The 21,615-nt window shown below is 51.4% G+C and carries 17 protein-coding genes and 1 riboswitch; of the genes, 15 read left to right on the top strand and 2 right to left on the bottom strand.

All coding sequences use genetic code 11. The features are described 5' to 3' along the window. Positions 1 to 2: 2 nt before the first annotated feature. Positions 3 to 875 carry a LysR family transcriptional regulator gene (locus KI362_RS14035; protein ID WP_044477306.1) on the bottom strand — a complete coding sequence of 291 codons (873 nt, stop codon included), beginning with the start codon at positions 873 to 875 and terminating at the stop codon, positions 3 to 5. Between the two features lie 154 nt (positions 876 to 1,029). Between KI362_RS14035 and KI362_RS14030 the strand changes: the two genes are divergently transcribed. The 10 genes from KI362_RS14030 (at position 1,030) to KI362_RS13985 (ending at position 14,905) form a co-directional block, all read left to right on the top strand. Then, entirely contained in the window at positions 1,030 to 2,775 is a 1,746-nt protein-coding gene (locus tag KI362_RS14030; RefSeq protein ID WP_301627874.1) for an ABC transporter ATP-binding protein, read from the top strand. Then, a complete protein-coding gene (locus KI362_RS14025) occupies positions 2,772 to 4,526 on the top strand; it encodes an ABC transporter ATP-binding protein (protein WP_301627873.1) in 1,755 nt (584 codons plus the stop codon). The genes KI362_RS14030 and KI362_RS14025 overlap by 4 nt, the downstream gene beginning before the upstream one ends. A gap of 90 nt (positions 4,527 to 4,616) precedes the next feature. Then, the gene (locus KI362_RS14020; RefSeq protein WP_301627871.1) at positions 4,617 to 5,390 is read left to right on the top strand and encodes a protein-glutamine gamma-glutamyltransferase; all 774 of its coding nucleotides are present in this window, start codon (positions 4,617 to 4,619) and stop codon (positions 5,388 to 5,390) included. 177 nt (positions 5,391 to 5,567) lie between these two features. Then, complete coding sequence (locus KI362_RS14015; protein WP_301627870.1) at positions 5,568 to 6,866, top strand: S-layer homology domain-containing protein; 1,299 nt, start codon at positions 5,568 to 5,570, stop codon at positions 6,864 to 6,866. Positions 6,867 to 7,022: 156 nt separating this feature from the next. After that, positions 7,023 to 8,036, top strand: coding sequence for a LacI family DNA-binding transcriptional regulator (locus KI362_RS14010; RefSeq protein ID WP_301627869.1), 1,014 nt, complete (start codon positions 7,023 to 7,025; stop codon positions 8,034 to 8,036). A 308-nt stretch (positions 8,037 to 8,344) separates the two neighbouring features. Further along, on the top strand, positions 8,345 to 9,763 hold the full coding sequence (locus tag KI362_RS14005; RefSeq protein ID WP_301627867.1) for an ABC transporter substrate-binding protein: 1,419 nt from the start codon (positions 8,345 to 8,347) through the stop codon (positions 9,761 to 9,763). Between the two features lie 138 nt (positions 9,764 to 9,901). Further along, entirely contained in the window at positions 9,902 to 10,996 is a 1,095-nt protein-coding gene (locus KI362_RS14000; RefSeq protein ID WP_306432842.1) for a carbohydrate ABC transporter permease, read from the top strand. Continuing rightward, entirely contained in the window at positions 10,996 to 12,090 is a 1,095-nt protein-coding gene (locus KI362_RS13995; RefSeq protein WP_301627864.1) for a carbohydrate ABC transporter permease, read from the top strand. Before KI362_RS14000 ends, KI362_RS13995 begins: the two co-directional genes overlap by 1 nt. A gap of 46 nt (positions 12,091 to 12,136) precedes the next feature. Further along, on the top strand, positions 12,137 to 14,545 hold the full coding sequence (locus tag KI362_RS13990; protein WP_301627863.1) for a glycoside hydrolase family 65 protein: 2,409 nt from the start codon (positions 12,137 to 12,139) through the stop codon (positions 14,543 to 14,545). Positions 14,546 to 14,593: 48 nt separating this feature from the next. Beyond that, entirely contained in the window at positions 14,594 to 14,905 is a 312-nt protein-coding gene (locus KI362_RS13985) for a YciI family protein (RefSeq protein WP_049894746.1), read from the top strand. Between the two features lie 255 nt (positions 14,906 to 15,160). Here KI362_RS13985 and KI362_RS13980 read toward each other — a convergent pair whose 3' ends face one another. Continuing rightward, positions 15,161 to 16,150: a hypothetical protein gene (locus KI362_RS13980; RefSeq protein ID WP_301627861.1), complete on the bottom strand. Its 990-nt coding sequence runs from the start codon at positions 16,148 to 16,150 to the stop codon at positions 15,161 to 15,163. 251 nt (positions 16,151 to 16,401) lie between these two features. On the opposite strand from KI362_RS13980, the gene KI362_RS13975 reads away from it, so the two are divergent. From KI362_RS13975 to KI362_RS13955, 5 genes are all read left to right on the top strand, one after another. Continuing rightward, the gene (locus tag KI362_RS13975) at positions 16,402 to 17,151 is read left to right on the top strand and encodes a methionine ABC transporter ATP-binding protein (RefSeq protein ID WP_301627860.1); all 750 of its coding nucleotides are present in this window, start codon (positions 16,402 to 16,404) and stop codon (positions 17,149 to 17,151) included. A gap of 10 nt (positions 17,152 to 17,161) precedes the next feature. Continuing rightward, positions 17,162 to 17,824 (top strand): methionine ABC transporter permease, encoded by a 663-nt coding sequence (locus KI362_RS13970; RefSeq protein WP_301628170.1) that lies wholly within the window; start codon positions 17,162 to 17,164, stop codon positions 17,822 to 17,824. Positions 17,825 to 17,874: 50 nt separating this feature from the next. Next, positions 17,875 to 18,759, top strand: a complete 885-nt coding sequence (locus KI362_RS13965; protein WP_301627858.1) for a MetQ/NlpA family ABC transporter substrate-binding protein — start codon at positions 17,875 to 17,877, stop codon at positions 18,757 to 18,759. A gap of 192 nt (positions 18,760 to 18,951) precedes the next feature. Then, positions 18,952 to 19,109: riboswitch (FMN riboswitch) on the top strand. Positions 19,110 to 19,234: 125 nt separating this feature from the next. Beyond that, a complete protein-coding gene (locus KI362_RS13960) occupies positions 19,235 to 20,206 on the top strand; it encodes a DMT family transporter (RefSeq protein ID WP_044477317.1) in 972 nt (323 codons plus the stop codon). A 222-nt stretch (positions 20,207 to 20,428) separates the two neighbouring features. Then, on the top strand, positions 20,429 to 21,583 hold the full coding sequence (locus KI362_RS13955; RefSeq protein WP_301627854.1) for a GGDEF domain-containing protein: 1,155 nt from the start codon (positions 20,429 to 20,431) through the stop codon (positions 21,581 to 21,583). Positions 21,584 to 21,615 lie beyond the last annotated feature (32 nt).

Raw genomic sequence — 21,615 nt, 5'->3', positions numbered from 1 at the left:
CTCTATCCATGCTCGCTGAAGCTGCCGATAAACCGTTTGGCCAAGGAAGACAAGTACCGTTCCTTGGACCAGATGGCGGCAATTTGCGTCCGAAGCGGCTCGCTGTTGATCGTCTTGACGATAAGCCCGGTGTGATTGGATAGCCGGAGAGCAGATTGGGGAATAATCCCTATTGCCAGTCCAGCATGGGCCCATTGGAGCGTGGTTCGGGCATCGTCATTTTTGCAGAACAGCTCCGGCTCAAATCCGGCCTTCCCACAGGTCTCCCGAATCAGAGATTCGAATCGTCGATAAATGATGAGCGGCCTTCCCTGAAGGTCTGCAATATCGCAGCTGTCGGCCGCGGAATTCCAGTCAAATCTTGGAGCCATCACAGCGATCATCGGCTCCTGCTTCATCGTGATCCAGTTCAACCCTCCGGCATGGAAGGGAGTCCTGACAATCCCGATCTCAATTACGCCGCTCTGCAGCAAATCAATAATATGGAAGGTGTTTCCTTCGTGAATTTCGAATTTAACCCCCTCATAGGTCTGGAGGAAGTCGATCAGTCTCTCGGTAAGCAAGGCCGCTCCCGAAGAAGAGACGGTTCCAATTTGCAGCGTTCCGCTTAGCCCCTTGGAAATATCACGGATCTCCCTTGCAGTGGAGTCGGCCAGGTCGATCATCTGCTGGGCTCTCCGCCGAAGCATCTCCCCGGCATCCGTCAGTTGAATGCTTCGAGGGCCCCGTTCGGCTAGCTTGACTCCCAGCTCCTCCTCCAGAAGCTTGAGTTGTTGGCTAAGAGGAGGCTGTGCCATTCGGAGCTTCTTAGCAGCAGCTGTAATTTGTCCCTCCTCGGCGATGGTCAGAAAGTATCTGAGTTGCTTAAGATCCATAGCTATCCCTCCCATTTTGATATATTGAAAACGTATGATAGAGATATGAAAGCAATATTTTAACTATGTCACAGGGTATGTCATAATCATATTTGTCACGGGAAGAAAGTCAATACGCCGGTGACAATATTGAATAAGAGATGGTGATTCAGCTTTGTTCAGACTTGCTGTATTTCTGAAACCGTATAAGAAAGAAACGATTCTTGGCCCCCTGTTTAAGCTGCTGGAGGCTATTCTGGAACTGCTGCTGCCCACCATCGTTGCGCTAACCGTTAATCACGGAATCGGCAACCGGGACAGCAGTTATGTTCTTAAAATGGGCGTGCTGATGCTGGCGATGACGCTCCTTGGTTACGGAAGCTCTTTGATTTGCCAATACTACGCAGCAAGAGCCTCGCAAGGGTTTGGCACTACCTTGCGCAATCGGCTGTTCCGTCATGTCTCCTCGCTGTCCTTCTCGGATTTAGAACGCTTTGGCACGCCTTCGCTGATCAATCGGGTAACCAATGATGTCAACCAACTGCAAGTGGCTGTAGCGATGCTGATTCGGCTGGTGATCCGCGCGCCGTTTATTTGTATCGGGGCGATTATCATGGCGATGATTCTTGATCTTCGTTTATCCCTTATCCTGCTTGCGGCTACACCGATTTTTGGAGTTGTATTGTATTTGATTATTGCCAAATCAGCGCCGCTGTACCGTCTGTACCAGAAGAAGCTCGACAAGCTTGTGCTTGTGCTGAGTGAGAGCCTGGGCGGGGTAAGAGTGATTCGCGCCTTTGCCAAGAGAAGGGAAGAGCAAAGCCGCTTCAAGGAAGCCGCCGACGACATCACGGTTACAGCTATTCGGGTAGGGCGCATCTCGGCCCTGCTAAGTCCATTGACAATGCTGGTGGTGAATGCGGCTATCATTGCTATTCTGTGGGCGGGCGGTGTTCACATTAATCAGGGCAGTCTGTCCTCCGGTGAAATTATCGCCTTTATAAATTACGTAACACAGATTTTGCTTGCGCTTATCGTGGTCTCTAATTTGATTATTATCTTTACAAAAGCCGCTTCGTCAGCAGCACGGATCAATGAACTGCTTGATACCTATCCGACGATTATCGATGGTTCGGCGGACGTGGAGTATTCGACTGCCGCGGACACGAAAGCTCCGCTAATCGAGTTCGATCATGTCAGCTTCGGATACAGCTCGACTGGCGATCCAGCCTTGAAGGAGATCTCCTTTAAGGTTCATCGTGGGGAAACCATCGGGATTATCGGGGGTACCGGGTCAGGAAAGTCCTCCCTCATTCATTTGATTCCAAGGTTCTACGATACCGGACAGGGTGCTATCTATGTAGAAGGCACTAATGTGAAGGATTACTCGTTGGAGAAGCTGCGGAGCAAGGTTGCCTTGGTTCCCCAAAAAGCGATTCTCTTCACCGGAACGGTGGCTGATAACATCCGCTGGAGCAATGAGCATGCCGGAGATCAGGAGGTTGCGGAGGCTGCGCGTGCAGCCCAGGCCGAGGAGTTCATCAACAAGCTGCCGGAGGGGTATCAGACCCGAGTGGCACGAGGCGGGCTGAACCTGTCGGGAGGACAGAAGCAGCGGATTACGATCGCCCGGGCGCTTTTGGCCCGTTCAGAGATTCTGATTCTTGATGATTCCTCCAGTGCACTGGACTATGCGACTGAGGCGGCGCTTCGCCGTTCCATCAGACAATACCATGCCGATACGACGATGCTTCTGGTCACACAGCGTGTAAGCACCGTACTTCATGCAGACCGGATCATCGTGCTGGAAGAAGGCAGAATTGCGGGAATCGGCACTCATGAGGAATTGCTGAAGCATTGTGAGCCTTATCGCGAGATTTGCCATTCACAGCTGTCGGAAGAGGAGGGCGTTCAGGGATGAACATGAAGTCAACCTGGTTAAGAATTTTCAAATACATGGCAGCCCATAGACTCCTGCTTCTCGGCTCCGCGCTCAGCGCCTTGATCAGCGTCCTGGCAAGCCTGGCCGGACCGCTCTTGATCGGTAAAGCCATCGACCGGATGCTCGGGCAGGGAGCGGTGGAATTTGATATTGTGTTCCGCTTGCTGAGCTGGCTTGCGATTATATATGCGCTGGGCAGTCTGTTCAGCTGGCTGCTTGCTTATCTGACGAACCGTCTGGCTTATCAGACGGTCAACTCCATGCGTGAGGAAATGTATGACCGACTGAACAATCTGCCGCTTACCTATCATGATAATCATCCGCAAGGAGACAGTATAAGCCGGTTTGTCAACGATATGGATGCGATCTCCGATGGATTATTGCAGGGCTTCTCAACACTGCTCACAGGGATCGTAACAATAGTGGGTTCAATTGTTCTCATGCTGTACACCAGTCCGATCATGACATTGGCTGTTCTGTTATCCGCTCCGGCTTCCTATTATGTAGCCCGCTACATTACAAGAAGCTCCCAGCAGCTGTTCCGCGATCAGGCCAAGATTGTAGGGGAATTGAACGGCTATGCGGAAGAAATGATCGGCGGCCAGAAGATCGTTCAAGCCTTCCGATACGAAAAACGCAGCTATGAGCAGTTTTCGGATATGAATCGGCGCTTGTATGAGACAGGAGTTAAATCACAATTTATCAGCTCGATTTCCAATCCATCCACAAGACTCGTGAACAATATTACCTTTTCTGTCATCGCGACTGTCGGAAGCTTGATGGTCATTGCAGCGAGAATTACGGTCGGAGATTTGTCGAGCTTCTTGATCTACGCCAATTTGTTCGCGAAGCCGTTTAACGAGGTGACAGGTGTTATCTCGCAGCTTCAGGCAGCTACAGCTTCGGCGCAGCGGGTATTTAAAGTGCTGGATGAACATGTGGAGACGCCTGACTCATCCCGTTCCGCCATCTTGCCCCACAAGCAGGAGACCATCGAATTCCGTCATGTTCGATTCGCTTATCGGCCGGACCGGCCCTTGATCTCAGATTTGAATCTGACGGTGCCTCCGGGAACCAGAATCGCAATCGTTGGAAAGACGGGGGCGGGTAAGACAACGCTGGTCAACCTGTTGATGCGCTTTTACGATGTGGATGCCGGGGAAATTCGGATTGGAGGCGTCAATATTAAAGAGATGACCCGTGACAGTCTTCGTCAGGCTTTTGGTATGGTGCTCCAGGATACGTGGCTGAAAAGCGGTACAGTCCGCGAAAATATTGCCTACGGCAAGCCTGAGGCCACCGAGGCTGAGGTTGTCGCTGCCGCCAAAGCGGCGAATGCCCATTCCTTCATCAAAAGGCTTCCAGAGGGCTATGATACGGTCATTAGCGGGAGCGGAGAACAGTTGTCCCAGGGGCAAAAGCAACTGCTCACCATTGCAAGAGTTATGCTGGTCGATCCGCCCATGCTGATTCTTGATGAGGCAACGAGCAGTATTGATACGTTGACTGAAATTCGTATCCAGCAAGCATTTCAGCGAATGATGCAGGGAAGAACGAGCTTCGTGATTGCCCACCGGTTGTCAACGATCCGTGAATCGGATGTGATCCTGTATATGAAGGATGGAGATGTTGTGGAGAGCGGCAGCCATGAGGAACTGCTGTCCCGCGGCGGTTATTATGCGGAACTGTATAACAGCCAGTTCACTGGGGAAGCAGAGGGTTCGCGATAAATGCATTATAGGTGAATGTCACCGGACATACCTTCCTGGAGTATAGTAATGTAAATGCTACTTCTTACAAACCAGGAAGGGAGAATGACGATGATCCAACTTCCTCCGGGCGAGGCTTCCCAGCTGCATACTTTAAATCTGACCATGATGGAGAGGGATATATTGCGGCAGATGCAGCTTAGCCCGGAAACGTATGCTTATGAATCCCTTGCGGTGCTGGAGTTCGAACTGACGACTAGAAGCAGGATTACAGAGGCGGCAATAGATTTGAATAACAGTGGTGCCACCTTTGCAACCTTCGAGGGATCTTACTGCAATGAACGCTACTGGCAGCTTCAGCCCAGCGGGGCCTTCAGGCTGCGAAGCGGCGTGACACCGGCAGAAGGAATCACTGACATTTTCCGAAACGGCCGCCTCTATGCTTTCGAGTGTGCAACGGCAATGGTGATTGTGTTATACAAGGCGGTACTCGGAGCGATTGGCGAAGCATCCTTTAACACTTATTTTGGCGGACTGGTGCTTTATGACTGGCAGTATGACAGTGACTTGAGGATTATATCCAGGACGACGGGCACGTCCTATCCGGGCGATGTTCGCTATTTCAATAATCCGGACTTCAATCCGACCAATCCCGAATGGCGGGGGGAAAATGCGATCCAGCTTCCTGGCGGTGTATATTTTGCCCATGGACTCGGTATCCGCCGCCCCGAGGAGATTCTGCGCATCCTTAATATGCGCAGGAGACCGGGAAGCCTCACTCCGGCGCATCTCCTGGAGCAGTATGAGGCTCTGGATTATGCCTATACTTACAGGCTAAAGTCCGGTGTAGCGAGAATTGGGGGACAGGTCTTTGTGCTTGGGTGAGATCGAACGATGTTATTCGGTCGACCCAGGCTTTTTTTCTGGAATGCTAGGTCATTAGGTTGTATATAAGCCGACGCGGGGCCTATTCACAAGCCGAAGCAGTTATGGTTTTCTGGATAATAGCGGCATGCGCAGTATTTATATGCGCTGTCATCCATTGTTCAGGAGGCATTATTCATGGAAAGCAAAACCATTCAAAAGCGCAGGCTCTTACCTGTTATACAGGCAATAGTATGTCTTTGCTTGCTTGCAGGCTTGGGCAGCGGTGCTGGAGTTCGCAGCGTATCGGCCGATGGCGGACAGGCTGTATTTAAAGATACGGCTACCCATTGGGCCCGCCCCGAGATCGAGGCTATGGTAAGCCAGGGGATTCTTGACGGGTACCCTGACGGCAGCTTCAGACCGACAGAACCGGTTAAGGTCGATCAATTTGTCAAGATGCTGATCCTCTCGTTCAGCGAGCAGCACCCCAACCAGGAACGAAGCTGGCGCAGCAGCTTTCTTGATTCGTTGACCGAAGAGAATAGAACCATTCTCAAGCAGGATTACCGTTATTTTGACTTCAAGCCTGCCATGACCGGATATTGGGCGAAGCCGTATATTGATGTTGCAAGCGACTTGAATTTCTTGAACAAGAGCCGGTACAGCGATTTCCAGGCGAACATGACCCGGGAAAATGTGGCGGAGTTAATCTACTACACACTGCAGGAAACAGAGTACCTTGAGGATGCAGAGTTCAGCCTGTCTGTTGCCCGTAATTACGGGGATTTGACCAGCGGCAACGAACGAATGCAGCGATTTATTGCAGAGTCGCTGATCAAGGGAATTATGGAAGGATATCCTGACGGTAATTTCGGGGTAGGCCGTTATGTAACGCGTGCAGAGGCATTGGTTATTTTGACTCGTCTAACGGACAAGTCTAAGCGGATTCCGATGAAGCCGGAGAAGGATCAACTGCAGCGTATTGTGCCAGCATCCACCGGGAGCTACAAAATTGTAGCCTTTCCGGATCAGAAGATGCTGGACATGTACGATACATTAGTGGAGGCAGGCAAACTGAGGGGAACCAACTACAATTTGCTGGATACGACACTGCGGCTGTTCAAGGATGATAAGGAGAAGCAAGCTGTGCTCAATGCATCTAGTATGGGAAATCTGGGTGCGAGCGCCAATTCGGCTACGGCTAAGGAAGAGGTGGCGCTATGGCTGGACCCTGCTTATAACACCTACGGGATCACGGTCAGACTGCGGGAAGGGACCCTGGCCCGTAACAAGGAAGCTGTCGAGTTGTTCGGCAACCGGCTGTTTACTTATGAGGCAATTGCCTTCCATCGCTGGTTTAACGCCATTTGCGAAGAGGTGGAAGCTGGACATTCGATCGCTTCCAAGCAGGCAGAGGTTGGCGGATATACCGTTAATCTTCTGGTCGACAACGAGAACAAGACGGTCGTATTCTCGATCGCTACCACCAAATAAGCAACGGGAATAGGCTGCCCTGGAAAGTCCGAGCGACTGGGGCGGCCGTTTTTCTTTGGGGAAATGTAAGCGTTTCAAATTAAGGATTGTATCGGGGAGAGATTTTTGCTACAATGCTCTTGAAAAGCTTTTCAAAGTGAAAAGGATGAATACAAGATGAAAGCAACCATACGGGATGTAGCTAAGCTAGCAGGCGTATCAATCAGCACAGTGTCCAGAGTGATGAATTCACCTCAGAGCGTGGTAGAAAGTAAGCGCCGGAAGGTGCTGGAGGCTGTGGAGCAGCTGTCGTACCAGCCTAATTCTTTTGCACGCGGGCTGATATACCGAAAGTCCTTCACGCTAGGCCTGCTTATTCCCGATATTGAGAACATGTATTATGCAGGTATCATTCGCGGAATGCAGGAAGCCTGCAACAAGCTGGGCTACAGCTTGATGATCTGCAATACCGACCGGGAATCGGCTCGTCTGCTATCGTACATCGATACCTTTCATGAGAAGCAGGTGGACGGTATCGTGTTTGCCAGCGATAGAATGTCCCCTGAGTATTATGAGAAGTTGTCGGCCTATCGAATTCCCGTAGTGATGCTGTCCTCCCATAGTGATGAGTTCGAGATTCCGTCGATTGAGGTGGACGATGAAGCTGCTGCTTATGATGCTGTTAAATATCTGATCGGGCTCGGTCATCAGAGGATCGCGATGATGGGCTTCAATGATGTCAACTCCGTCTCCGGACCGCCGCGGCTTAAAGGCTATTTACGCGCACTCTCCGACGGTGGGATTGATGCCGCAAGCCTCTTGGGCAGAGTTAAGCATGCCGCTCATTATTTCGAGCATGCCTATGAAGCCGCTCACGAGCTGTTTATGGAGTATCCCGATACCACGGCCGTCTTTTGCGTTGCCGATGAATTTGCCATGGGGACAATCTCTTATCTGAAGGATCAGGGGGTGTCCGTCCCGGGACAGGTGTCAGTTATCGGCTTCGACAATGTCCGGATGGCCGGTATATATATTCCCAAGCTGACCACGATTGCTCAGCCTACCTTTGAACTCGGATACCGTTCTGCCGAGAAGCTGCATGAACTGATCACAACCGGCCAAACGGAGATCATGCGGGAGAAGCTGCTGCATAAACTGATTATTAGAGAATCGGCAGGGACGGTGAGCTAGCTCACTTTCATCGTGCATTTTGAAAAGCTTTTCACAATCTACGGTATCAATATTGCAAACGCATACATTCAGCGGGCATACTACAGAATTTCTTCAAACTACCTCGTGTTAAAGCAAACAGAACCTTTACCAACTAAGCATACCTTACTCGCACTCGTAACTTGCAACATGCAACCCGCAATTTTGAAAAGCTTTGCAAGGAGGTGATCCGAACCAAGGGCGGATAAGAACGAACAGGACGTTGAAGCGCAAAATCACGTGCATGAACCGATTTTGGCAGTGAAAACAATTAAAGGGGATGTAGCGAGATGAGAAAAGCTAATAAGCGGAATTATTCACTTCTTCTGATTCTTTGTCTGTCGATAACCATGCTGCTTAGCGCCTGCGGAGGCAATAACGCTGCGAATAATGAACCTCCGGCCCCAGCGCCAAGCAATAATGCCGGATCCAATAATAGTACGGATGGAAATGACTCCGCAGGCGACGAGGGCGGTTCCCCGCTAGAGCTGGCGTTTAAAGGCGAATACAAGGGGACGAAGGTGACCATGTTCGGACCGTTTGTAGATGCGGACCAGGTAAACTTCGAGACGAGCATCAAGGAATTTGAGGAGAAAACGGGCATCGATATTCAATACGAAGGCTCCAAGGAGTTCGAAGCAACGATCAACATTCGCGTGGATGGCGGCAATGCGCCGGATATCGCCGATTTTCCGCAGCCCGGCCTGCTCGCTTCGATCGCCAAGACCGGCAAGGTGATCGATCTGACACCGATCCTGGATCAAGAGAAGCTGAAATCGAACTATAACCAGAGCTGGCTGGACATGGCGACGATGGAGGGCAAGGACGGTCAGATTATGGCCGGTATTTGGAACCGGAGTAATGTGAAGAGTCTCGTCTGGTATCCGAAGAAGCAGTTTGAAGAAGCGGGTTATCAAGTTCCAGAGACATGGGAGCAGTTGATGGACCTTACCGAGCAAATTGCCAAGGACGGCGATCCGGCCTGGACGATTGGAATTGAAAGCGGCGCAGCGACAGGATGGCCTGCCACGGACTGGGTCGAAGATATTATGCTTCGTACGACCACTCCTGAAAATTATGATAAATGGGTAAGCGGAGAACTGCCGTTCACATCCCCGGAAGTCAAGTACGCTGTGGAAAAAATGTCGGAGATCTGGATGAATCCGGACTATGTGTACGGCGGGACCAAATCGATTGTAACGACTCCGTTCGGCGATGCTCCAGTTCCGATGTTCGACAATCCGCCGAAGGCATGGCTCCATCGCCAGGGGAACTTTATTACAAGCTTCTTCCCTGAAGGGACGAAGGTCGATGAGGATTATGACTGGTTCTACCTGCCGCCGATCGATGAGCAATATGGCAAACCGGTACTGGTAGCGGGCGATATTTACGCCATGTTTAATGACCGGCCTGAGGTTCGCGCAGTCATGGAGTTCTTTACTACCGGGGAATCCATTAAGAGCTGGGTGCAGTCGGGCGGCGTGATCGCACCGATGAACGATGCTTCTCTGGACTGGTACAGCTCCGAGTCTGACCGCCGGATGGCGAAGCTTGTGCAAGAGGCTTCCACACTTCGGTTCGACGGCTCCGATCTGATGCCGGGCAAAGTCGGCGCAGGCACGTTCTGGAAAGGAATGACCGACTACGTGAGCGGGGCCGCGACCCTAGACCAAGCCATGGAGCAAATTCAGTCCGGCTGGAGCAATTAGATTGAATTCAGGAAGGATGGCGCCCTGCCAAGGATAGGTTCGGCAGGCGCCGCCTTCTTCATTTTCGGCTATGGCTGTGACAGCCAGCAGCCCAAGGAGGAGTAAGACATGAGTTCACAGACGACACCGGCCGCACCGATGAAGGCTCCTTCGTCCGGAACGTCCGAGCGGAATGTCCCGGTTAAGGCGGTCCTGATTTCCTTGCTCGTCATCCTCGCCAACATCGTGGTCCATGGAGCCATCTTTTTATTTTTCCGCGATTCGGGTTTGAATCCGCTGGTGACCGCATTCCTTGCGGTCCTGTGGGGCGTGCTGGGCGTGTACGAGATTTATTATTCTCTGAACTGGGCAGCCGAGCAGTATCCGGACCGGGTCCGGCGCAAGGTGCTGCCAATCATATTTATCGGCCCGGCAATCCTGCTCCTGGGCTGGCTGGTATTCATGCCCGCGCTTCGCACGCTCTATCTGAGCTTCTTCAACGCGGCTTCGGACCAATTCGTCGGCCTGGACAATTATGCCGCGATCTTCAGCGACAGGCTGATGGGAATTGCGCTGCGCAACAATCTTCTGTGGGTGTTCATAGGCACTTTGGCCTGCGTTACCCTTGGCTTGTTGATCGCCATTCTTGCGGATCGAAGCAGCTTTGAAAAGCTGGCGAAGTCGATTATTTTCATGCCGATGGCCATCTCCTTCGTTGCTGCAGGGGTCATATGGAAGTTCGTGTACTATTATCAGCCGGGGAACGAGCAAATCGGCCTATTGAACGCAATCGTTACGTTTTTCGGCGGAGAGCCGCAGGCCTGGACGAGTATGCTTCAACCATGGAACAATCTGTTCCTCATTCTGATTCTCATCTGGATGCAGACGGGCTTTGCGATGGTGATCTTTTCCGCAGCGATTAAGGGCGTCCCCGAGGATATTCTGGAGGCTGCCCGGGTGGACGGAGCGGGAGAGATCAAGATTTTCTTCCGCATCATGATTCCTTATATTTCCGGAACCATCCTGACGGTAACGACAACAATTATCGTATTTACGCTGAAAATCTTTGATGTCGTCATGGTCATGACCGGAGGCCAGTACGATACCGAGGTTGTAGCCACGCAGTTCTACCGCCAGTTCTTCATGTACCGCAACTTTGGCTACGGATCAACCTTGGCGATTGTCCTGCTCATCGCGGTCATTCCGGTGATCATCATCAATTTACGCCAATTTCGCAAGCAGGGGGGATTCTGATGGCCGGCCGCAAAAAGAGAAAGTCCAGCAAGCTGCTTGTCAATCTGGTGCTCGGCTTCATTTGCCTGATCTGGCTTGTTCCTACGCTCGGCTTGTTCATCTCCTCCTTCCGCCCGGCGGCAGATATCCTCAGCACCGGATGGTGGAAGGTATTCCCTCATCAATCCTGGGTGAAGTCGGGGGAGACGGTACAGCTATCGAAGGACCTGGATCTTAGGGAGCCCATTGAAGTCGGCGGAAAAACCTTCACGGACGAGCAACTGAAATCCGGCGTCATGGTCGATGGCGAACGGTTGATGTGGGAGAACCGCCGGGCTCGCACGTTAAGCGTGATGGAGCAGGGCTGGCAGTTCAATCCGGCCTTGACGCTGGATAATTACAAAAACGTGCTGTCCGGCAAGGAATACCGGCTTAAGGCCGCGGACGGCAGCGAGACGGTGCAGCGCGGCAGCGGAATGTCCCAGGCGTTCTGGAATACGCTCACGATTGCGGTGCCTGCGACAGTGATTCCGATTTTGATCGCTTCCTTTGCCGCTTACGCCTTCGCATGGCTTCGTTTCCCGGGGAGGAAGACGATCTTTGCGATTATTATTGCTATGCTGGTCATTCCGCTGCAGGTAGCGCTGATTCCGGTGCTTAAGGATTACACGGCGTTGGGGCTGAACGGGAGCTACTTGGGCATCTGGCTTGCTCACACCGCCTTCGGACTGCCGCTGGTGACCTATTTCATGTACAACTTCATTAGCCAACTGCCGAAGGATCTGTTTGAGTCGGCGTTTATTGACGGAGCCAGTCATTTCACGATTTTCTCCCGGCTGATCTTGCCTTTATCGGTGCCTGCATTGGCATCCATCGGTATTTTCCAGTTCCTGTGGGTGTGGAACGACTATCTTGTCTCGCTGATCTTCATTGGGAACCAGCCGGATGTGCAAGTCATGTCGATGAAGATTGCCGATCTTGTCGGCTCGCGGGGCAACGACTGGCATCTCCTGACCTCGGCAGCCTTCATTTCCATGCTAATGCCGCTGGCGATATTCTTCCTTCTGCAAAAGTATTTTGTACGGGGGTTGATGGGCGGCTCAGTCAAGGGCTGATGCTTCATCTGGTAACCGTAATATACAGAGAGGTGCCGGGCAGGGATTGCTGCCTGTACCACCGGAGACGGAGTTGAAAATGAACATGAGCTTAAATACGGAAATATATGCTTCTGGTCAGGAACCGCTGTATCGCGATGAGTGGTGTATCCGGGAGACGGGACACCAGGAAGAGGATCATCAGAAGAATGAAAGCTTGTTTGCCTTGGGGAACGGGTATATCGGGATGCGGGGCAATTTGGAGGAAGGCTACCATGGTGCGTCAGGCTCCTCCGTTATAGGGAATTATCTGAACGGTTTCTATGATACGGAACCCATCGTTTATCCGGAGGGGGCATATGGATATCCGGACCAGAACCATGCCATGCTGAACGTGCCTGACGCCAAGGCGATTCTTCTGCTAGTAGAGGGAGAGCTTTTTCATCTGCATACCGGCATGGTCCTGAAATCGGAACGGATTCTGGACATGCAAAGCGGGATGCTCTACCGGCATGTAAAATGGGAATCCCCTGCCGGGCATCAGGTTCGCATTACAACCCGAAGGCTGGTCTCGCTGGAGCACAAGCATTTGGCAGCTGTGGAATATGAGGTAACGGCGCTTAACTTTTCAGGGGGCTTATCCTGGATATCCCTGATGAATCCTGTAGCCGCTGGTCCGGAGGGTTCGTCCGATCCTCGGGTAGGCGCGCGGCGGAGCGAGCCGAGCCTGCTCCTGGAGGACAGCGGCTTCCGGGAAGACGGGCTGATGTATTGGATGAGACATCGCACCCGTCGGACACGGTTTGCACTGGTTACCGCGATGAGCCATTCCTTGGAGGTGCCGGGAGGCGAAGCTCCCGTTCAATATAGCGATGCTGGCCAGCTCGGCATTCGGTTGGACTTTCGCCTGGAAGCCGGGCAATCCGGCAAGCTGACGAAATTCATAGCTTACCATACCTCGCGGGACTATCCTGAGGAAGAACTGCTCAAGCTTAGCCGGGAGATACTGGAGTCCGCCGGGCATGGCGGCTTCGGCTCCCTGGCCGGGGAGCAGCGGCAGGCGCTCGACTACTTCTGGGGAAAAGCGGATATAGAAATCGTCGGAGACCCGGAAATGCAGCAAGGCGTACGCTTCAATGCCTTTGGCTTGCTGCAGTCGACCGGCCGGGACGGGATGACGAATATCGCGGCAAAAGGCCTGACCGGCGAGGGCTATGAAGGACATTATTTTTGGGATACGGAAATGTATACCCTGCCGTTCTTTACGTATACGCTGCCGGAGATTGGAAGGAAACTGCTGGAGTTTCGCTACAGGACGCTGGATAAAGCCAGAGAGCGGGCTGCCGTCATGTCCCAGAGAGGCGCGCTGTACCCTTGGCGGACGATTGCAGGCGAGGAGAACTCAGCCTATTTTCCTGCCGGAACGGCTCAGGTCCATATTAATGCTGATATTTGCTACGGTCTGCAGCAATATGTGCTGGCAACCGGTGACGAGACTTTTCTGGCGGAGATGGGGGCGGAAATTCTGTTCGAGACTTCCCGGTTCTGGGTTGACCTTGGACATTACAATCCGGCGCGCGGCGGTGCGTTCTGCATTGATGCGGTAACAGGGCCGGATGAATATACGGCGATTGTCAATAACAATGCCTATACCAATCTTATGGTGCAGGAGCAGCTGCGTTTTGCCTGCCGGACCGCAGAGCGGCTGCGTTCAAACTATCCGGATCATTATGAGCGGCTGAAGCGCAAGATCGGACTCTTGGAGTCTGAGATCGCCGACTGGAAGCGGGCCGGGGAATCGATGTATGTGCCGAAGGATGAGGGGCTTGGTATATATGCCCAGGACGATACGTTCCTGCTCAAGAAGAAATGGGATTTTGAAGGCACACCGGAGAACAACTATCCGCTGCTGCTGCATTACCACCCGCTTGTCATCTACAGACATCAGGTGCTGAAGCAGGCGGATCTCGTCATGGCTCTGTTCCTGCTTGGAGACCGGTTCACCATGGAGGAGAAGGTGCGGAACTACCGCTATTATGAGCCGCTTACAACGCATGATTCCTCTTTGTCGCCTTGCATTCACAGCATCGTTGCTTCCGAGATCGGCGAGGCGGAGGAAGCGTATCGGTATTTTCGCCGGACGGTAAGGATGGACCTGGATGATGTGAACAAAAACGCGAAGGACGGGCTGCATACGGCGGCAATGGCCGGGGCATGGATGGCGGTGGTCCAAGGGTTCGGAGGAATGAGGATGTATGGGGACGGTGTCCTGTCTTTTACGCCTGCGCTTCCTGCCGGCTGGAACAGTCTTCGCTTCCGGGTGGCCAAGGAGGGGAGGCTGCTTGAGGTCTTTATTAGCCATGAGGAAGTTGCCTATTCCTTGGTTGAAGGGGAGGCACTGAGAATCCGGCACGGTGGACAAGAGGTGGAGGTTCTCCCTGAACGAGGTGTGCGCTTAACTCGAAATGCGCTATAATGCCTGTATACAGCAACCTTTACAGGATGTATATGGGAGGCGAGAATCTTGTACGAGACGCGAGAAGAAGATATCCGCTACGTGATTTTACTAACCGTGAATGCAGGTAAACAAATGTCGGAGGCGTTGATCCGGGCTCATGTGGAGCACCTAAAGCAGCTGGATGATCAGGGCAAGCTTGAGCTGTGCGGCCCGTTTGCCGATTATCGGGGCGGGATGGTCATTCTAAAGGGGGTTACATATGATGAAGCCAAGGCGATTGCCGAAGCCGATCCTTATGTCTCTTCGGGAACGGAGTCTTACGAGCTGAGGACTTGGGAGCTGTCGACGGCATCCAATGGACACATGGGCATGGGCTAAATGATTAAATAAGTTGTTGCATTATAAAGAACTGTATCCGGGACGGAGCTCATCCGCAATCGGGTGTGGTGATTAATCCCATCAAGAAATTCGCGAGCAACAGCGATCTTAAGCACACTTCACACGTTGCCCCTTGCACGCAGCATCATTAGAAAGGGACTATAAACAAAACAAAGCCCATGAAAAAAGCAGCCTGGCTCCAAGAGCCCAAGCTGCTTTTTTGCTTTTTTACGTTCATCCAACTGTTTACTTAAATTATTTAATTAGCTGCTCTCTAAATTGCTCCAGGGAATCGGTGAGCTTGTAATCCGATTTGGCGGCTTCGTCCATAAATTTCTTCAAATCGCCGAGAAGCGTTCCTTCAGCCGCTGTATCCCCAGCGACAGCATCCGAATATGCTTTTCGAGCTTCTGTATCCATTACTTTATTCTCATAAGCGAACAACGGGGTGTTGTTAGCACCTAGGAATACGGTGTTCTTGTAGTTGCTGAACATGGCAGCGACATCTTCCTTGCTGGAGGAATCCGGATAGTTGTTAAGGAAATCCTCCGCATCAACTGCCCGCTTAAGCAGCTCTTCCCACGGAATGACGAGGGCTGCATCGCGCTGTGAAGCTTGCTCCGATTCGGCAGACTTTAGTTTTAAATAAGCGGCTGTATCTTCTGTGGCGATATCACTGTATTGCGCCGTACGGCGATAATCCAGCTCCGGTCCGAACATGCCTTCAGCCGTGTTCAGTTGGTATCCGCTGTCAAGCGTGTCTTGAAGCAGAGCCTTCAAGTCCGCATCCTCCGCTTTATGGATTAGTTCTTCCAGGCTGTCGCCGATTTCATAGATTCCGGCAATCTGTTCCTGATTGTTGCCTGAGAAATACTGATCTAACAAGCTTTGAAGGTCTTCGATTTGGGCATCCTCCAGCGCTAACAGCATCTGGGAAGCGTGTTCGGGCTTCAACTGATCGGCATGCTTGTCAAGGAATTGAAACGCTTCGGGAAGCTTGCCGCCCTGCTCCAGCAAACTTTGAAACTCGCTAACAAGCTGTTCCGAAGCCGCTGTGCTGTCTGAGTTAGAGCTATGATCCGGATTCGTAGAATTCTGATTCTGTCCGGATTGGTTTTGACTATTCTCCTGAACGGTCCCTGTATTGGAATTCGGAGCAACGGAATTATTGGTACATGCGCTTAGTAAGAGAACAGAGCACACGGCTGCAGCCGCGAGCATTGCTTTTTTATTGGTTGAAATCATGATAGATTCAATCCCCCTTCTTGTAATGAATTACAGCATTCTAACATACTCTAAACGCGGATTAGCGGAAAAAGGTTTCGCGCCAAATAAAGGATAAGAACCGATGGTCAATAAAAAATGTGATAAAAATAGTGACACAGATGGTTTAATAATCTATACTTATGAGGAAAATTACATTGTAACAGAGAGATAAAAGTATTAATACAAGAATGAATTGATGTCGGCTGCTTCTGAACTGGAGGTGTTAGACCGTGATTACCCTGCAAGGGGTTAGCAAAAGTTATTCAGGAGAAACTTCGGCGGTTGAAGCTGTCTCGATGCACATTCGGGAAGGAAGCATTCACGGAATTATCGGACCGAGCGGAGCGGGAAAATCAACGTTGCTGCGCATTATGAATGTCCTCGAACGTCCGGATCGAGGCTCGGTGCTTGTTGATGGGCAAGACCTGATGCAGATGACTGAAGCAGACCTTCGCTCCCTGCGCAGGCAGATGGGGATGGTGTTTCAGCAATTTCATCTGCTGCATAACCGAACTGTCAGCGGCAATGTGGCGATTCCGCTGGAAATGGCCAGAGAGCCAAAGAAGTCCAGAGCGGAGCGGGTTCAGGAATGTTTGCGTTTTGTTGGCCTGGAGGACAAGGCGAAAGAGTATCCTGCCAGTCTGAGCGGCGGACAAAAGCAGCGTGTAGCGATAGCACGGGCCCTTGCCCCTCGTCCGCGCGTGCTCTTATGTGACGAGCCTACGTCCTCCCTGGACCCGGGGACGACGATGGAGGTTCTGAATGTCCTTAGACATGCGAATGAATCGCTCGGTGTAACCATTGTCATCGTAACCCATGAGATGGAGGTCATTCGGGCTATCTGTAATGAAGTTACTGTGATGGACCGGGGGAGAATTGTCGATAGCTTTCCGTTGGAACAAGCCCGAGCACAGGGCTCGGGCATCGTGTTGTCCTACAGGGAACAGCTGCTTGGAAAGGCTGTGATGCCGGGTGATTGATGTAGAGCTGATGCTCGAACGGGTCACGCAATATCAGGCACAGATCGCCGAGGCCATTTCGGAGACGCTCATGATGGTGGGCATTTCCTTGGCCGCCGCAATTCTGCTGGGCTTGCCCCTGGGCGTTCTTCTCTTTTTCTCGGCAAAGGGACAGCTGTATGAGAACCGTTTCTGGAACCAAGTATTGAACGGCTTTGTAAACATTATTCGTTCCTTTCCCTTTTTGTTATTCGTTGTATTTATGATCCCGGTAACCCGGTGGCTGGTAGGCACTGCGATCGGTACCCTTGCTGCTTCTGTCCCGCTGGCCGTTGTATCGCTGGCGATCTATTCCCGTCAGGTGGAGCAAGCGCTCCATGATGTTCCCCGCGGCATATTGGAAGCCGCCCGGGCGATGGGGGCTACGCGTCTGCAGATCATGTTCAAGTTTCTGCTGGTCGAAGCACGGTCCGGTCTGATTCTTGGACTGACCAACTCCATGATCAGCTTCATCTCTTACTCGACGGTGATGGGGGTGGTCGGCGGAGGCGGGGTTGGAGATTTTGCGATTCGCTATGGCTATCAGCGCTTCGAGACGGAACTGATGCTGGCGGTTATTCTGCTCATGATTGTGATCGTTCAGTTTATTCAGTTGTTCGGGAGCTTGTTGTCCCGCTGGCTGGATAAGCGATAAATAACAAGCTGAAAGCTTGGAAATTAAAGAATAGTGGGAGGATGTTGATGATGAAGCATACTGGAACAAGAAGAGGGTCTAAAGGGTGGATAGCGGCATTGATGGTGGTTCTGATGCTGATCAGTGCGGGCTGTGCCAAGAGTAACACCTCCGGAGCGGCTGAACCGGACACAAGCTCGAATGCAGGAAACGAAGGCACGGCAGTGGAGCAGGAGGTCACCCTGAAAGTAGCTACTTTAATTCCGCCAATGACGGATATGCTTGAATTAATCAAGCCGCTGCTTAAGGAGGACGGCATTAATCTGGAGCTTGTTGTGCTGTCCGATAATGTTCAGCCCAATGATGCCTTGGCTGACAAGGAAGTGGATGCGAACTTCTTCCAGCATGTGCCCTACATGAAGGAATACAATGCAAGCAAGGGCTCTAATCTGGTGGCCATTCAGCCGATTTATCACGCTGTCTACGGCGTTTACTCGAAGCGCTATAAGAGCATGGACGAGTTGCCGGATGGAGCGGTAGTTGCCGTTGCCAACGATTCAACGAATCTGGGACGGTCGCTTGTTATGCTGGACAAGGCGGGATACATCAAGCTGAAGGACGGGGTTGGCATTAAAGCTACCGTTGCTGATGTTACCGAAAATCCTCACAACTTTAAATTTGAAGAGGTCGATCTTCTGATGTTGGCCAGAATGCTGGATGATGCAGATATCGCGCTTATGACACCAGCCTATGCAAGTCCATTAGGGCTGACTCCCAAGAAGGATGCACTCTTGACGGAGACGACGGAATCCGAGTTCGCAATTACACTTGTTGCCCGTGAAGATAACAAGGATTCAGAGCCGATCCGCAAGCTGGCAGAGCGTCTGTCGGGACCGGAAGTGAAGCAATTCCTGGAGGACAATTACAGTGAAATTGCGATTCCGGCATTCGAATAGAGCGGTCGGCATCAGGATTCATGGAAATAGAGGGTTCCATTCTGCCATGAAAATGATATAATGTAAACATGATTTCATTTTCATGAAAAGACAGAAACAAAATGCGCAGCGCTTGTGATTTTTGTTACAGAGGAACACAAAACGTCGCAGTACTATGAAATCAGCTTAACAAACAATAAAATTCAAATGAATATGGATCTTCGGGGTAAGGTGAAATTCCTGACCGGCGGTGATTGTTATCTGCGGATAACACGAGCCCGCGACTCTCCAGTCTATCTAACGATGAGATTGGCGACTGATCTGGTGAAATTCCAGAGCCGACGGTAAAGTCCGGATGGGAGAAGATCAAAGATAGGCGTGCATGCCCGTTAGCGGGCTTTGCCATGCTTATTTGATCAGCCCCCGAATGTTGACTCAGGTCAATGTCGGGGGTTTTCTGCGAGAGACCCCATATTCAGACAGAGGAGCAGGGAATATGGATAATGCATCAAGTGTAAGACTGCAAGGAAGTTCACCTTTAACCGTAACAGGTTCGCGTTCAAAGAGCGGATTCTGGCTGGTTGTGCTGGGAGCGGCCCTTTGGGGTGTGGATCCGTTATTCCGGATCATTCTGCTAGATTATATTACGTCGGCTCAATTGGTTCTGCTCGAGCATGCCATCATTGGGGTCATTGCGGCACCGATCCTGTGGAAGAACCGACGGGAGCTGCTGGGCTTGAAATGGAAGCAAGCGGGTGCCCTGCTGTTCATCTCCTGGGGCGGCTCAGCCATCGCTACAATCCTGTTCACGAAAGCCCTGGAGGGCGGCAATTTTAACGCGGTATTGCTGCTGCAGAAGATGCAGCCGTTGTTTGCAATCATTCTTGCCAGATTATTATTGAAGGAATCACTGCCGAAGCATTTCTCGTCTCTGCTCACTGTAGCCATCATCGGCACGTATTTTCTGACATTCGGCTTTACGATTCCTTTCGGTCATTGGAACGAGTTCATTCAAGTCGGCAGCCTGTTATCGCTGGGTGCTGCGGCATTTTGGGGCGGCTCGACGGTGATGGGGAGATTGATGGTCGGTCAGATGAAGTATGAGACCGTGACCGCACTCCGCTTCATTTTGGCGCTTCCGCTGCTGCTCGCAATTACCTGGAATGAAGGAGTGGCATGGAGCTTTCCAAGCAGTACATCGGGAATTGCAGGCTTTTCCTTGAATCTGCTGGGGCAGGCATTATTGCCGGGACTGTTGAGCTTGTTGGTGTATTATAAAGGTCTGACAACGACTAAAGCATCGGTGGCTACTCTTGCGGAATTAAGCTTCCCGATGGTTGGTGTGCTTGTGAACTGGCTCGCATTTCAGGAAAAGATTACTGTGGCGCAAGCGGTCGGCTTCCTGTTGATCTGGACGGTGCTGTTTGTAATTTCCAGACAAAGCAAGCCTGCAACAGTCCAGTCCTGATTGCCCCTTATAATATATAGTAATTCTACGTTTCTAACCAGAAGCGGCCTTGTCTTGAAAGCAGACGGGGCCGCTTTTTGTATTTTCAAAATCCATTCGAAAAAGCAGGCTTTTTCTGGTATTATACAGAGCAAGGTTGAAGCCGAATGGCTTATCCGGCCAACATTAAATTGGACAACATAAGATGAAGAAGAAATGGATCTGAACCCTATGCGAATTCAAATGGATATGCAAACTGTCTTTATCCTGCTGGTTCTGGGACACTTGTGTACCGTAATCCTGATTATCGCCTATAAGCACAAGCAGGTTAAGGACCCGGCTGTCAGTACGTTTTATGCAGCGAAATGGCTTCAGGCGGCTACATGGATCCTGATGTCTGTCCCGACGATCACTGACCATATCCTGCTGCTTGCATTTGCCAACATTTTATTGCTGCTTGGGGTATCTTTGGAGACCAAAGCGCTGTTAACGGTAGTCGGTGGATTCGACGCTACCGCACGCCTTTTCTATAATTATTTTACAATTGTATCAATTTTCGCCTATTGCGGCATCCTTGTTTTTTACAACACAGAAGGGCTCCGAATTACGGTAGTTTCTTTGTCAATCGCTGTCTTTTTAATTCCTCCGGTACGCCGGATGATCGCCCTTCCGCGGAGGTCGGCACTGCGGCTGATCACCGGTTATATGTATCTTGTAATTTTAATAGGTCTGCTGTGCAGGACAATCTTGTCGTTGGTTCCGATGTTTCCGGTATCGATGTTTGAGCCCGGGCTTTATCAGAATCTATCCTTCCTGACTCTGTATCTGATTATGATGCTAGGAAATACGGGCTTTGTTCTCCTGTCAAAGGAGCGGGCAGATCGGCAATTGTTAAAATTGGCAAGCTACGATGATCTGACAGGGGCCCTGAACCGCAGATCCTTTACCCTCAAGGCTCAAAAGCTATTGGAAGCAAAGGACCGGAAGAGTCCTGCCAGCTTTATTCTTCTGGATATCGATCACTTCAAGCAGATCAATGATGGTTACGGACATGACGCCGGAGATCGGGTTCTGGAGAATATCGCCTTCATTGTCAGCAGCATTCTTGAGACTTCAAGTTTATTCGGTAGATTCGGAGGAGACGAGTTCGCAATTCTTTTGCCGGAGGCGGGAGTGGAGGAATCGGATGCCGTCGCAGAACAGGTTCGTCGTTCAGTGGAATCCCTGGAGATTCGTTACGGGCTTAAAGCAAGCACGATCAGCATGGGAATTGTCACGGTTCCCTCCGATCGGGAGATACCGTTGGAAGAGCTGTATACGACGAGTGATATGGCGCTCTATCGAGCCAAGCAACTCGGGCGGAATCGTGCAGCGCGAGTAGATATCCCATGGGGATAAAATGAGTTCTTTCTGTGGTTTATACTCTATGC

Origin of the sequence: Paenibacillus apis (genome assembly GCF_018333295.1) — a bacterium.
In the GTDB taxonomy this organism is placed as follows: Bacteria; Bacillota; Bacilli; order Paenibacillales; family Paenibacillaceae; genus Fontibacillus; species Fontibacillus antibioticophila.
This window is presented reverse-complemented; position numbering and strand designations above follow the sequence as displayed.